This window comes from Priestia iocasae (assembly GCF_016909075.1).
Classification (GTDB): Bacteria; Bacillota; Bacilli; order Bacillales; family Bacillaceae_H; genus Priestia; species Priestia iocasae.
On the sequence record NZ_JAFBFC010000008.1, the window covers coordinates 38043 to 52263 of the forward strand.

The 14221-nt window shown below is 37.8% G+C and carries 12 protein-coding genes; 5 read left to right on the forward strand and 7 right to left on the reverse strand.

The genetic code is table 11. The features are described from left to right. The first annotated feature begins 35 nt into the window (after positions 1 to 35). Complete coding sequence (locus JOC83_RS17595) at positions 36 to 1874, forward strand: bifunctional homocysteine S-methyltransferase/methylenetetrahydrofolate reductase (protein ID WP_205188707.1); 1839 nt, start codon at positions 36 to 38, stop codon at positions 1872 to 1874. After that, complete coding sequence (metH, locus tag JOC83_RS17600) at positions 1875 to 5321, forward strand: methionine synthase (RefSeq protein WP_205188708.1); 3447 nt, start codon at positions 1875 to 1877, stop codon at positions 5319 to 5321. Positions 5322 to 5360: 39 nt separating this feature from the next. Here the strand turns inward: metH and JOC83_RS17605 are convergent, their stop codons facing one another. The 3 genes from JOC83_RS17605 to JOC83_RS17615 are packed head-to-tail and all read right to left on the reverse strand — an operon-like array spanning position 5361 to position 6928. After that, positions 5361 to 5870, reverse strand: a complete 510-nt coding sequence (locus JOC83_RS17605) for a hypothetical protein (protein ID WP_205188709.1) — start codon at positions 5868 to 5870, stop codon at positions 5361 to 5363. Between the two features lie 43 nt (positions 5871 to 5913). Then, a complete protein-coding gene (locus JOC83_RS17610; protein ID WP_205188710.1) occupies positions 5914 to 6381 on the reverse strand; it encodes a signal peptidase I in 468 nt (155 codons plus the stop codon). A gap of 19 nt (positions 6382 to 6400) precedes the next feature. Then, entirely contained in the window at positions 6401 to 6928 is a 528-nt protein-coding gene (locus tag JOC83_RS17615) for a TasA family protein (RefSeq protein WP_205188711.1), read from the reverse strand. Between the two features lie 373 nt (positions 6929 to 7301). On the opposite strand from JOC83_RS17615, the gene JOC83_RS17620 reads away from it, so the two are divergent. Both JOC83_RS17620 and JOC83_RS17625 read left to right on the forward strand, forming a co-directional pair. Then, positions 7302 to 8738, forward strand: a complete 1437-nt coding sequence (locus tag JOC83_RS17620) for a carbon starvation CstA family protein (protein ID WP_205188712.1) — start codon at positions 7302 to 7304, stop codon at positions 8736 to 8738. A 120-nt stretch (positions 8739 to 8858) separates the two neighbouring features. Further along, positions 8859 to 9662, forward strand: a complete 804-nt coding sequence (locus JOC83_RS17625) for a Cof-type HAD-IIB family hydrolase (protein WP_205188713.1) — start codon at positions 8859 to 8861, stop codon at positions 9660 to 9662. Positions 9663 to 9912: 250 nt separating this feature from the next. Here JOC83_RS17625 and JOC83_RS17630 read toward each other — a convergent pair whose 3' ends face one another. The 4 genes from JOC83_RS17630 to JOC83_RS17645 all read right to left on the reverse strand — a co-directional run bounded on the left by JOC83_RS17630 (position 9913) and on the right by JOC83_RS17645 (position 13733). Beyond that, positions 9913 to 10176, reverse strand: a complete 264-nt coding sequence (locus JOC83_RS17630; RefSeq protein WP_205188714.1) for a hypothetical protein — start codon at positions 10174 to 10176, stop codon at positions 9913 to 9915. Positions 10177 to 10425: 249 nt separating this feature from the next. Beyond that, a complete protein-coding gene (locus JOC83_RS17635) occupies positions 10426 to 11724 on the reverse strand; it encodes an NCS2 family permease (RefSeq protein WP_205188715.1) in 1299 nt (432 codons plus the stop codon). Between the two features lie 206 nt (positions 11725 to 11930). Further along, positions 11931 to 13256, reverse strand: coding sequence for a short-chain fatty acid transporter (locus tag JOC83_RS17640; protein WP_205188716.1), 1326 nt, complete (start codon positions 13254 to 13256; stop codon positions 11931 to 11933). A gap of 261 nt (positions 13257 to 13517) precedes the next feature. Further along, positions 13518 to 13733 carry a hypothetical protein gene (locus tag JOC83_RS17645; RefSeq protein WP_205188717.1) on the reverse strand — a complete coding sequence of 72 codons (216 nt, stop codon included), beginning with the start codon at positions 13731 to 13733 and terminating at the stop codon, positions 13518 to 13520. 192 nt (positions 13734 to 13925) lie between these two features. Between JOC83_RS17645 and JOC83_RS17650 the strand changes: the two genes are divergently transcribed. Then, a complete protein-coding gene (locus JOC83_RS17650; protein WP_205188718.1) occupies positions 13926 to 14117 on the forward strand; it encodes a hypothetical protein in 192 nt (63 codons plus the stop codon). Positions 14118 to 14221: the final 104 nt, after the last annotated feature.

Consider the following 14221-nt stretch of genomic DNA (forward strand, 5'->3'; position numbering starts at 1 on the left):
TTTATTTTATATCAAGCTAAAGGAGGCTTTTTGAGGTGGGATTACTAGAAGATTTACAATCAAAAATTTTAATCGGTGATGGTGCAACAGGGACTCTGTTATATACACATGGAATCGATAGTTGCTTTGAAGAACTCAATCTCACAAAAAGCGAAGAGATTTATGGTATTCATCAAGCATACTTACAAGCTGGTGCAAATGTGATTCAAACAAACACCTATGCCGCAAATTACCAAAAGCTTGCTCGACACGGATTAGAAGACTCTGTTAAAGACATTAATGTAGCAGGTGTGAAGATAGCAAAGCAAGCGGTGCGTGACAATGGATACGTAGTCGGAACAATTGGAGGCACACGATCTTTTCAAAAAAGTTCCATGAGTATTGAAGAAATTAAGCGAAGCTTTCGTGAACAACTCTTTTGGCTCTTACATGAAGATGTAGATGGACTATTACTTGAAACCTATTATGATTTTGAAGAGCTAAAAACCGTTTTAGAGATTGCTCGTAAAGAAACCGATAAGCCCATTATTTCACACGTTTCTCTTCATGAAATTGGCGTATTACAAGACGGTACTCACATTAGCGATGCCTTATCACAGCTTGAAACGCTAGGGGCAAATGTTATTGGATTAAACTGCCGACTTGGCCCTTATCATATGATTCAATCATTAGAAGAGGTTCCATTACCAAAGCAAGCGTATCTATCCGCTTATCCAAATGCCAGCTTGCCCTCTTATGTAGATGGCAAGTTAGTCTACGAAACAAACAGTGATTATTTCTCAGAAAGTGCTCGTTCATTCCGTAATCAAGGTGTTCGTCTCATTGGAGGGTGTTGTGGCACAACTCCATCTCACATCTCGGCTATCGCTTCTGCTTTAAAAGACGAAGAACCTATTACGTTTAAAACAGTGAAAGAGCGCCCTATTGTTGTCGTTGAAGAACAAGATATCGAAACTCAGCCTCACTTGCATGACATTGTAAAGGAGCGAAAGTCAATCATTGTGGAATTAGATCCACCTAAAAAGCTAGGTGTCACTAAGTTTTTAGAAGGAGCAAAAGCATTAGAAAACGCTGGCGTGGATGCTGTTACACTTGCAGATAATTCTCTTGCTTCACCTCGGGTTAGTAATCTAGCAATGGCCACGCTCATGCAACAACATACAACGGCAAGGCCGCTTATTCATATTACCTGTCGAGATCGAAACCTAATTGGTCTTCAGTCTCATTTAATGGGCCTTCATACATTAGGAATGAATCAAGTATTAGCGATTACCGGGGATCCATCAAAAATTGGAGACTTTCCAGGAGCAACGTCTGTCTATGATTTATCATCTTTTGATTTAATCAGCCTAATTTCTCAATTTAACGAAGGACTCTCTTACTCTGGAAAACCACTCGGTCAAAAAACGAACTTTTCAATCGCAGCTGCTTTTAATCCAAATGTCAGACATCTAGATAAGGCCGTACAACGTCTTGAAAAGAAGATAACATGTGGGGCTCATTATTTTATTACACAACCGCTCTATTGCGAAAAGCAAATCCGTGATGTATACGAAGCAACAAAACATTTAGACACTCCTATTTATATCGGCATCATGCCACTAACAGGAGCACGAAATGCTCGATTTATTCATCATGAAGTTCCAGGTATTAAATTATCAGATCAAATTTTAACAAGAATGGACGCAACAGGTAGCGATCGACTAGAGGGACAAATAGAAGGAATAGCTATTGCAAAAGACTTAATTGATACTGCTTACGAATTATTTGATGGCATTTACTTAATCACACCATTTATGCGTTATGAAATGACGGTTGAATTAACACGCTATATTCAGCAAAAGCAACTTGTCACAACAGAAAGGAAGATTTAAATGAACACATCTATCCAACAGCAACTTCAGCAAAAAATTCTTGTTATTGATGGTGCAATGGGCACAATGATTCAAGATGCCAATCTAACAGCAGCAGACTTTGGCGGAGAAGAATATGAAGGTTGTAATGAATATTTATCATTAACAGCTCCTCACGTTATCCAATCCATTCACGAAGCTTATCTACAGGCAGGTGCTGATATTATTGAAACGAATACATTTGGTGCCACATCAACTGTTCTTGATGAATACGAGCTCGGTCACTTAGCATATGAGCTCAATATAGAGTCTGCGAAACTTGCCAGAAAAGCTTGTGAAAAGTTCTCAACGTCAGAATGGCCACGTTTTATAGCTGGCTCCATCGGTCCAACAACAAAAACGCTCTCAGTCACTGGCGGTATTTCGTTTCAAGAACTAGTAGACTCCTATGAAGAACAAACAAAAGGGTTACTAGATGGTGGCGTTGATTTGCTTCTCGTTGAAACGTGCCAAGATATGCTAAATGTAAAAGCAGCCTTTCTAGGAATATCAAATGCTTTTTCAACAACTAACAAAGAAGTACCTATTATGATTTCTGGTACAATCGAGCCAATGGGTACAACACTAGCTGGTCAAGATATTGAAGCATTCTATTTATCTCTTGAACATATGAAACCTTTATCTGTTGGGTTAAATTGTGCAACTGGTCCAGAATTTATGACTGATCATATTCGTTCGTTATCAAACTTAGCAACAACAGCCGTCAGTTGTTATCCAAATGCAGGTCTACCAGATGAAGATGGCTTATATCATGAATCACCTGAACTATTAGCGATGAAAATTAAAAACTTTGCTGACAAAGGTTGGCTAAACATTGTTGGAGGTTGTTGTGGAACGACACCTGCTCATATTGAAGCTCTTGCTGAAGCGGTAAAAGACGTACAGCCACGCGCTCTTTCAATTCCACCTCATCCTCACGCTGTTTCAGGAATTGAAGCACTTATTTACGATGACTCCATGCGCCCTCTCTTTGTTGGAGAGCGTACAAACGTCATTGGATCTCGTAAATTTAAAAGACTGATTGCGGAAGGAAAGTTTGAAGAAGCATCAGAGGTTGCTCGTGCTCAAGTAAAAAACGGCGCTCATGTTATTGATATTTGTTTAGCTGATCCGGACCGTGAAGAGTTAGAAGATATGGAGAATTTCATCTCAGAAGTCGTAAAGAAAGTGAAAGTCCCTCTTGTTATTGATTCAACAGATGAAGCCGTTATTGAAAAAGCATTAATTTATTGCCAAGGAAAAGCTATTATTAACTCCATTAACTTAGAAGATGGAGAAGAACGATTCGATGCAATCGTTCCTTTAATTAAAAAGTACGGAGCAGCTATTGTCGTTGGTACGATTGATGAAGAAGGAATGGCTGTTACAGCTGAGCGTAAAGTTGAAATTGCAAAACGATCTCATGATTTGTTAGTGAAAAAGCATGGGCTGAACCCAACGGATATTATTTTTGATCCACTTGTATTCCCTGTTGGAACAGGAGATGAACAATACATCGGTTCTGCTGAGCAAACGATTAAAGGAATTGAATTAATTAAAAAAGAACTACCTCAGTGCTTAACGATGCTCGGCATTAGTAACGTTTCATTTGGGTTGCCTCCAGTAGGTCGCGAAGTGTTAAATGCTGTTTATTTGTACCATTGTACACACGCGGGTCTTGACTATGCGATTGTGAACACCGAAAAGGTAGAGCGCTTCGCTTCGATTCCTGAAGCAGAAATCAAACTTGCCAATCAACTTCTTTTCCATACAAATGACGAAACGTTGAGCACATTCACAAACTTTTATCGTGAAAAGAAAAAAGAAGTAAAAGTTGAAAGTTTAAACCTCTCACTAGAAGAAAGACTTGCACTCTACGTTGTAGAAGGAACAAAAGAAGGATTAACGACGGATTTACAAGAAGCATTAAGTAAATATGACGATCCGTTAGCTATTATTAACGGTCCACTCATGGATGGCATGACAGAGGTAGGTCGCCTTTTCAATGATAATCAGTTGATTGTTGCAGAAGTACTTCAAAGTGCTGAAGTCATGAAAGCAGCAGTTGCTTTCTTAGAGCCACATATGGAAAAAGGAGAAGAAGACAACGGAAAAGGAAAAGTCGTATTAGCGACGGTGAAAGGTGACGTTCATGATATCGGAAAGAACTTAGTTGATATCATCTTAAGCAATAACGGATTTAAAGTCGTGGATCTTGGGATTAAAGTTAATCCACAACAATTAATTGAAGCAATCAAAACGGAAAAACCAGATATTGTAGGCTTATCGGGTCTACTTGTAAAGTCTGCTCAACAGATGGTATTAACTGCGCAAGATTTAAAGCAAGCAAACATTTCTGTTCCGATTTTAGTGGGAGGTGCCGCTCTATCACGTCGATTTACAGATTTCCGAATTGCGCCTGAATATAATGGGGCAGTTGTATACGCGAAAGATGCGATGGATGGATTAGCACTTGCAAATAAGTTGCAGAACAAAGGAGAAAGCGTACAGTTTATTCAACAATTAAAAGAAAGTCAAACACAAAAAGCAACGTTACAAGAAGCTCGTCCTGAATCAAGAAAAACAGCTGTCACTGTGTTAGAACGTTCGAATGTGTCAACGGATGCGCCCGTATTTGTTCCAGCTGACACAAAGCGTCACGTGATGAAACAGTATCATTTATCTCAAGTCATTCCATATATCAACTGGCAAATGCTCTTAGGTCATCACCTAGGTATTAAAGGGAAAGTGAATAAATTGCTCGCTGAAAAGGATGAGAGAACCGTTCACTTAAAAGAAATTGTTGATGAACTTTTAGCAGAAGCGCAAAAGCAACAGACCATTCAGCCTGCCGCTATTTATCAATTCTTCCCTGCTCAGTCAGATGGGGATGATTTACTTATTTATGACCCAAATGATCATAAAACAGTACTTGAACGATTCTCATTTCCACGACAAAGGAAAGCACCATTTCTTTGTTTATCTGACTACGCAAAGCCTGTTCATTCAAATGAAATGGATTATGTTTGCTTCTTTTCTGTTACAGCAGGCACAGGAATTCGCGATCAAGCGAAGCAATACAAAGAAAACGGTCATTTCTTAAAAAGTCACGCCTTACAAGCATTAGCACTTGAATTAGCAGAAGGATTAGCAGAGCGAATTCACCAGCAAATTCGTGATCAATGGGGCTTCCCTGATTCACCTGATTTCACAATGGCTGAACGCTTCTCTGCCAAGTATCAAGGACAACGTTTCTCTTTTGGTTATCCTGCTTGTCCAGAACTTGAAGATCAAGAAAAGCTTTTTCGCTTAATCGAACCCGAGCACATTGGCATCCACTTAACAGATGGATTCATGATGGAACCAGAAGCTTCAGTTACAGCCCTTGTATTCGCTCATCCGGAAGCGAAATATTTCAACGTTTTATAGACGAAAAAAGTGGAGGATCTTCCTTCACTTTTTTTTCGTCTATACTAGTATTATGAAGACACGAATTGGAACTCGAAATACAATCCCTTCTTCTGTATCACGGATTACAATATTTCCTGTATATGTTCCTCCAACTTTTAAAAGAGGCAAGAACTGTGAAGTGACAGTAATTGATTCCGTCATTCTAGATGAAATTGCAACGTTTGCAGGTACGTTTACGATATAACTTATCCCCACCAGTGATAACGCTGGCCTCGTTTGATCTTCAACTTCTAATTCCAAAGTACGTAATCTGCTCGTTTTATTCGTAATTGTAAATACATCATTAACAGGACGATATGCATCTAGAACACTTGATAAGTTTCCTAAATCAATTTGCAAGGTCTCGTTCATTCCAGTTGATATATTCTTCAATCGATCATTAGGTTGTTTTGTATCTGTGCTATTGAGTACATAAAAGAAATAAGCACTTGAACCAATTGAAAAAGTAGCTTCTGTTTGCTGTCTGGCTGAGAATAAAGCATAAACGAAAAGGCTAGTCGTAGCCATCATTCCAAAGAGATAGAATACAAGTACTACTGGGACTACATATTTACTCTTTTTTTTTTCGGTGAGTGTATAAGAAAATCATTAAAAGACCACCGACTATTGCAATCCAATATTGTTGGAGAAGAAATGCTCCATAGCCTACTAGCGGTATATGAGTGACATATACGCCTTCAATGTCATCTAACTTGATTGTCAGCTGATCTTCAGCTTGATTCGCATCCCCTTTTGTAACAAAAGAAAAAGACCCCTCTTCATTAAGATCAGTTCGCTGCACACGATGCATGACATTTTGACGAACTTGCTCATGTTGAAATAAAATAATTTCACCAATTAGCTGCTCTTCCTTCATTCCACTAAGTGGCTTTGTAAGAGCGACTGAACCTTTACTCATCGTAGGGCGCATACTATCAGTCACTACAATGTGATACTTCCACCCCATCAAAAGTGTGACTGTAAACAAAATAAGTAGACAAATAGATACTAACAAACTAATAAATGGAAGATGCTTCACCGTTTTATCATCTCCTCTATTAACGATTTGCTCCTGTTAATTGTACAGCATCAAAATTAAAGGTCACCGTTTCTGTTAGATTTTGAAATGTATTATCTGCTGATTGTGGCAAAGTGACAGTCAGCGTCAGTACTTCTGTTTGTGCACTATTCAATTGAATCGGAGAGAATCCACCATTTAAGCCGGATATTGGACCATTATAGAGAATGGTAGTGCCTTGCTTTACTTCTAGCTGCAAGCCATTGGTTACATCTGTCCAAAGTAATGAGCTAACACTTGGTGTATTGGTAATATCATATAAAAATGAAACTGTACCACTATTTTCAACAGTTACCGTTCTCTCAATGACATCACCTGGTACAATGTCACTTACATTAAAGATAGGTTTTGGGGTTACTTCAATGGATAATGTTGCAGTTGAAAAAATATTATTATTGACTACAACTTCATCTGTAAACAAAGCTGTCGTTTTTCCAAAAAACATCATAGGCATAAGAGCGATGCATATCGCCCACCATATCAGTGGAATTTTACCCTTCTTTTTCAACCTATTTGCTCCTTTACACACTATAATAATTAGTTTATGAACGTACCTTTTCAAATGGAACACTCTTTATAAAAGCTTAAAAAAATCCACATTCACCTTATTTTTTAAATGTAATGCATTAGTCACATACTCCAATGAAAGTCTTGTTTTTATCATCCTATAAAACGATTGATTACCTACCATCACTTCCACGAATAGAGAAAACTCAACAACTGATAACTTAGACCTCTCAAAGCCGTCCTGTCCTATTTCTTAAATTGATATATATTTTTTTATTTTTTCTAAAAAAATAGGTTGTCAACTCACCTGACATTTGTTAGGATAAGAACATTAAATTTTCTAAAAATTCTAGTAAATGAGGAGGCTCTCCAACATGATTACCTTTTTCGCTTCAATCGCTCTATTAATCTGTGGTTATATTTTTTATGCAAAGGTGGTGGAGCGAATTTTCGGTATCGATGCATCACGAAAAACGCCTGCCTATGAAAAAACAGATGGTTTGGATTATGTTCCAATGAAATGGTGGAAAGGTTCACTTATTCAATTATTAAATATAGCTGGTTTAGGACCGATTTTCGGTGCTGTGATGGGTGCACTATATGGTCCAGTTGCATTTATCTGGATTGTAGTTGGCTCTATTTTCGCTGGAGCAGTACATGATTATTTTGCTGGTATGATGTCTTTACGACACGGAGGCGCACAATATCCAAGTTTAGTAGGTCGGTATCTAGGGAAGTATGCAAAATCAATTATTAACATTGTTTCTCTAATTCTTATGATTTTAGTTGCTGCAGCATTTACGGCTGGACCTGCTCAGTTAATCTCAAGTGTAACATCAGTACCATTTGTAACAGCACTTATTATTATTTTTGCTTATTTTATTTTAGCTACTATATTACCTGTTAACCAAGTGATTGGTAAAATTTATCCTTTATTTGGAGCCATTTTAATCTTTATGGCTGTCGCAATTGCATTCGGACTTGTCTTCTTTGTCGACAAGCCAATTCCAAATTTAACATTCCAGAATTTACATCCTGGTGAATTGCCAATTTGGCCATTATTGATGGTTACAATCTCATGTGGTGCTATTTCTGGCTTTCACTGTACACAAAGTCCAATTGTAGCTCGTACATTGCAAAATGAGCGCGATGGGAGAAAAGTATTTTATGGTGCTATGATTGGAGAAGGTATTATTGCACTTATTTGGGCAGCGGCTGGTATGACATTCTTTGGTAGTACAGGCGGACTACAAGAAGCATTAGCTGCTGGTGGACCTGCTGGAGTTGTAAATGAAATCTCAACATCTTTACTTGGTACGTTAGGTGGAATTCTGGCTATTTTAGGTGTTATCATTCTTCCAATTACAACAGGCGATACAGCACTTCGTTCTTCACGAATGATCTTTGCAGAATTGATTAGTAAAAAAGCCAATCAAAACAATTGGAAAGCTGCGTTACTCTTTACCATTCCTGTTGCAGTTCCTGCTTTTTATTTATCAACAATTGATTATTCGTTCTTATGGCGCTATGTAGGCTGGACCAATCAGCTAGTTGCAACGGTTATGCTTTGGACAGCTACTGTCTACTTATTAGAACATGCTAAAAATCATTGGATTTGTGGAATTCCCGCTTTATTTATGACAGGTGTCATCAGTACGTACATCTTCTACGCACCTGAAGGATTTAAGTTAAGCTATACGATTTCACTAACAATTGGAATAGCTTTAACTATGCTAGTAGCCGTTTGGTACATGAAGCAAATTCATACCTATCGACAACAAAAACAAAAGGTGAATACGCAAGCAGCATAAAGAAAAGGAGGATCTCCTCCTTTTCTTTATGCTCGTTTTCGTAATACATCAAAATTGCAAGGCATTTAGCCTTTCCTTATAATAGTTATCATAACATCGTTAGAAAGGAGTTATGACAGATTGATTAAACTATTTGTTAGTGACTTAGATGGTACATTATTGAATGAAAGCAAAGCAGTGGAGCAGCATAACATTGATGCACTCAAGCAGTTGCGTGAGCAAAGCATTGATATTTGTTTAGCCTCTGGACGAATGGACAATGAAATTTTAAAGATTGCTAATGATGTAGAGGATTCATTCCATCGCATTAGTCAAAACGGTGCTTATGTCATGACAAACGAGAATCACTCTCTACATGAGAAAGTATTTGAACATGAAGTTGCTTCAAAACTATATTCTTTAACAAGACTTCCTGATAAACTGACCATTGTTTGCTCAAATCATACAAATTTTGTAGAAGAAAAAACAGAAATCGTTGAACAAATTGAAAAGCTCATGTTTTTCCCTATTGAAGTAGAAGCAGCTATGCAAACCGAAATTGGTGTATCTCTTGCTCCTTCTAAAATTACAGTTTTAGGCGAGGATGCTGGCTTACTTACATTGCAAAGGGAGTTAGCAGAGGCCTTCCCAAATGAAATTGATACATATATCTCAGCTCCTAAGTGCCTCGATATTATGCCTAAATCCATTAGTAAGGGAAATGCGATTCAATTATTAATTGAACATTTACAGATAAAACCTAAAGAGGTCGCTTGCATCGGTGACTCTTTTAACGATATTCCAATGTTTAAACTTACCCCTAATAGCTTTGCAATGTCAACTGCTCCAGAAGCGGTTAAAAAAGAAGCTGCACACGTTGTAGACTCTGTGAGTGAAGCCATTCAAATTGTCTTAAAACAAAATGAACCAAGCCACGTATCCTAAAGGATGCTCTGGCTTGGTTCACGAACGTCTATAGTGGATCTCCATCATTACTTTCTTCTTCCTCTTCATTAAATGACTTCCTATTATTAACAATAACCTTTATTAATAGCAAAACAACTGCAAAAAAGATAAACAAAAAAACGATAGAAAAGATTAATAAGACCATCCATTCGAACATATTGTCTTAACCACTTCCCTTCTAAATTCGTATATTCAAAAGGTGTTTATGGAAAGCAGAATCATCTCTCATTTACGAATACAAAGGCTCATTTTTCTTTACTTTTTCCATCTGGTTATACGCCATTTTCATTTTACATACTGTCGCTTTTAAAGAAGTGGATGAATCGGCGTCTTCGAGCAACTGAATATTCACTAAATCAATGACAGAACGAGCAAGTAACTCTACATTGTTTTTCAACTCTAATTCACTAAATTCTGCAGAATCTTGTAGGCGTAAGCGAATAATTTCATTAGCTAACTCTCTAACACGCAGTAATTGTTCACGTTCACTCATTATTCATCCCCCTCTTGGTTTTCCTATTAGTATGAAAAAAAAGCATGTAATATGATAGTTTCTTCTTACTTATTTCGAGATGAGCATGAGTTTTTCCTGTTTCTTTTACATATTTCATTACTAATTCACTACTGTTTTAAATTTCGCCACACAATACAATTGGAATGTGCTTAAACGTAAAATGTTTATAAAGTCAGCTCATATACAAAAGAGGCATGATCATATTTAGATCATGCCTCTTTTGTAATATTAACCTATATAATGTAAAACGAAATTTAAAAAGAATAAAAACGCTATTCCATACATAAACACTGACACTTCTCGCATCTTGCCTAATGCCATCTTAAGAATTGGATAAGCAATAAAACCAAATGCAATACCATCAGCGATACTGTATGTGAGCGGAATCAATACAATGATTAAGAATGCTGGAAATCCTTCTGACAAGTCTTGTAAGTTGATGTTTTTAATGTTTTGAATCATTAATCCACCAATGACAATTAAAATCGGCGCAATCGCACTATTTGGAACCATTTTGATAAATGGAATAAAGAGCAACGAGCTTAAAAATAAAACACCCGTCACAAGCGATGTGAGACCTGTACGACCTCCTGAAGCAATGCCTGCTGCACTTTCAACAGATGAAACGGTTGGACTTGTGCCAAACAATCCACATGTAATCGCTGATACAGCATTTGCTTGAAACGCACGAGAAAACTTTTTGCTTTGGTTAATCATGCCTAATTGTCCATGAATCAAGCCAATATTTTCGAAAACAATAACCATCGTTAATGAAAACACAGCTGCCCAAAACGTAATTTTTCCTAATGCCCCAAATGAGAAAGCTCCTAAACCTGTAAAAAAGTTCGTGACCCCACTAGCTTGCTCTGATGCACCCGTTGAAGGTAATACACCAAATAGCATTGCAATAATTGTACCGGCTACCATACTTATCAAGAAATTTCCGCGCACGTTTCGAATAAACAACACAATTGTGATCACTAATGTAATGAGTGTACTCAAAACAAACGGACTAGCTAAATTTCCTAATGCTACAAAGGTTGTTTCACTCGGAACCACTAGGCCACCTTTTTGTAAACCAATAAAGGTTAAAAACAAGCCTACACCTACCGTAATAGCTTCTTTCAATGAATGCGGAATGGCTTCTACTAATTTTACTGAGAAGCGCGAAAAGGCAAGTAGTGCAAATAACACACCAGAAATTAGCACAGCCGCTAACCCTTCTTGCCACGATAATCCCATAGATTGAACCATCGTATACGTAAACAACGCATTTATTCCCATTCCGGGCACCAAAATGAGTGGCGCATTTGCCCAAAACGCCATTAACAAACAGCCAATAACTGACGTGGCAACTGTCGCAAAAATACCTGCTTCAATTGGAATCCCTGCATCAGCTAAAATTGCTGAGTTAATTGCAATAATGTAGACAATTGAAAGAAACGAAACAACTCCTGCTACACCTTCTTTGCTAACCGTGGTGTCATGTTGTTTTAACTGAAATGTTTTTTCAAGTAACGCTTTCAAAACTTATTCCTTCTTTTCAACATATCCCTCACCCACCCAGTGATATCTAAAAATAGAATCACCGGACCATATTATAGCAAAATAAAAAATTGTTGCAAGAGGAAATATTTATTTTGCTACTTTTATTTTTGGCGACTTTATCTTCTGTTATTACACCACTATTATCCACTCTCCTGCTAAAAATGAAAAAGCCTAGATCTTCATTATTAAGGAATTAAGAACCCTAGCGAAATAATGACGCCTGTCACAAATAGAAGAATGACACAATACCCCATAATATCTTTCGCTTTTAATCCAGCAATAGCAAGCGCAGGTAATGCCCAGAATGGTTGAATCAAATTCGTCCACGCATCTCCCCAAGCTACTGCCATAGCAGCCTTTGATACCGGTACGCCTAAGTTTTGAGCTGCTTCTAATACAATCGGTGCTTGTACAGCCCATTGACCGCCACCCGACGGAACAAAGAAATTTACAAGTCCTGCGCTCCAAAATACAAATACCGGAAATGTTGTGCTATTTGAAATAGATACAAACCCTTCTGAAATCACGTTCGCAAGCCCTGAAGAAACCATCACTCCCATTAAACCAGCATAAAATGGGAATTGAATAATAATACCACTTGCTCCCTTCACTGCATTTGTCACCGCTTCCAAAAAACGCCTCGGTGTGCCATGTAGTAAGATACCTAAAAATAAGAACAAGAAGTTCACAATGTCTAAATTAAGCTTAAATCCGTTGTTTACAAAGTAATAAGCCAAAAATGCCACACCTATAGCACCGATGAGAAAAGATAGCACACGGCTATTTTCCAACTTGTCAGAAGGCGTTGGTTCAGTTGCTTCAATACTTGCAGCCTGCAAATCATGTCCATCTTCTAATAACGCTCTATCAATGACAATGGTTTGCTCTTTTGAAGGCATCATTAGTCGATTAATGAATGGAATGGTAATAAAAAGAGCTGCGACAATAACTAAGTTATATGTAGAAAAAATGGTCTCGCTTGTTGGAATAATACCAATTAATCCTTCTGAAAAGTGACCCGGTGTTGCGATAGTTAATGGAACAGAGCCAGAGAGACCACCATGCCAAATAACGAAGCCACTGTAAGCACTCGCAATTAATAAGCGATAGTCTATACCATCTACTTTGCGAGCTAATTCTTTCGCAAACAAAGCTCCTATAACAAGACCAAATCCCCAGTTGATAAAGCTTGCTAACAAAGACACAACTGTCACTAACAAAATAGCTTGTCCAGGAGCAGATGGTAAGGAAGCTAATTTCCCAAGAATTGATTTAAAAAATGGACTACTCGCAAGAACATGTCCCGTTACCAACACAAGAACCATTTGCATAGAAAAAGCAAGTAGTCCCCAAAAGCCTTCACCCCAATATTGAACAATGTTCATCGGTGTACTATCGGTTAGTACAAGGGCGAATCCAAAAACCGTAAGCGTTAACAAAATAACAAATAAAAATGGATCTGGTAAATACCTTTGCATAATTCGGTTTGACAGTGAAATAATGTACTTCATCTTTTCCCCCTTTTGTTTGTTGTCAGACAACTAACGACGTAAATTACCTCTTCAAAAGTTGAATTTTCCAACTTAACTAAACAATTCGACAATTACATCTAAAGTCCTTCTTCGCACGCGTAATCTGTCAAAATAAATCGTCTCTCTTACGACAAAACACCTTCATTCAACAACCCTTACCTATCGATCCAATCCTATGATTAGATTTTAAAGACAAGGGTTGCTTCAGAAGGAGTCAACTGGATGCTCTTTGACTCTTTTCTAAGAATAAGGATATGGGTATGGTGGATATGGGTAAGGATAAGGATATGGGTATGGGTATGGCGGATAATATGGAACGTAGTTTGGAGACGCTAACGAACTTCCTACTGCTCCTCCTACTAGTCCTCCTACAAATGGACCTCCCCAACCTGGACGTGGACGCCAACCTGGTCGTGGGCGCCAACCGATAGGACGTCTTGTATCAAACGCTTGCATATGGTCAGCCTCCTTTTTTTATCTTCAAATTGTACGAAAGCCTAATACACTACTACATATGCTTTAAAAGTCAGGAATGTGTGGGCATTTGTCCATTAAAACAAAATTTTCTTGATATCTATCCTCTTATGTTTAAGACAAAGCGTAAGCGGGAACGGTTTTATAACGATTCGCTTCTGAGGAGGAATGAACATGAATGGTTGGGTTATTCTTGTCTTCATCGCCCTTATTTTATTAGTAATTGGACTGTTGGTTGATCGTTTAAATAAACGTCGTCAACAAAAAATGAACCCTCATACTACTTATCCAATTGGAAAGGTCATGGAGCGTGAGACAAAGATCGAAAAAGCCAAGCAAAAAGCACATGAACTCGACATTAAATAACAAAAAGAGAAAGACATTCTCTTGTCAAATGAGAGCCTACCTTTGTTAGGCTCTTTTTATCTGTGTTAAATTTTTCTTCTCTATACATATAAAATCTAATTTAA

Bases quoted from the DNA above. Each gene is read 5' to 3' on its own strand.
- JOC83_RS17630 (WP_205188714.1), bottom strand. From the start codon at position 10,176: ATGAGTGAACGTGAACAATTACTGCGTGTTAGAGAGTTAGCTAATGAA.
- metH (WP_205188708.1), top strand. From the start codon at position 1,875: ATGAACACATCTATCCAACAGCAACTTCAGCAAAAAATTCTTGTTATT.
- JOC83_RS17645 (WP_205188717.1), bottom strand. From the start codon at position 13,733: ATGCAAGCGTTTGATACAAGACGTCCTATCGGTTGGCGCCCACGACCA.
- JOC83_RS17650 (WP_205188718.1), top strand. From the start codon at position 13,926: ATGAATGGTTGGGTTATTCTTGTCTTCATCGCCCTTATTTTATTAGTA.
- JOC83_RS17620 (WP_205188712.1), top strand. From the start codon at position 7,302: ATGATTACCTTTTTCGCTTCAATCGCTCTATTAATCTGTGGTTATATT.
- JOC83_RS17640 (WP_205188716.1), bottom strand. From the start codon at position 13,256: ATGAAGTACATTATTTCACTGTCAAACCGAATTATGCAAAGGTATTTA.
- JOC83_RS17605 (WP_205188709.1), bottom strand. From the start codon at position 5,870: ATGGCTACGACTAGCCTTTTCGTTTATGCTTTATTCTCAGCCAGACAG.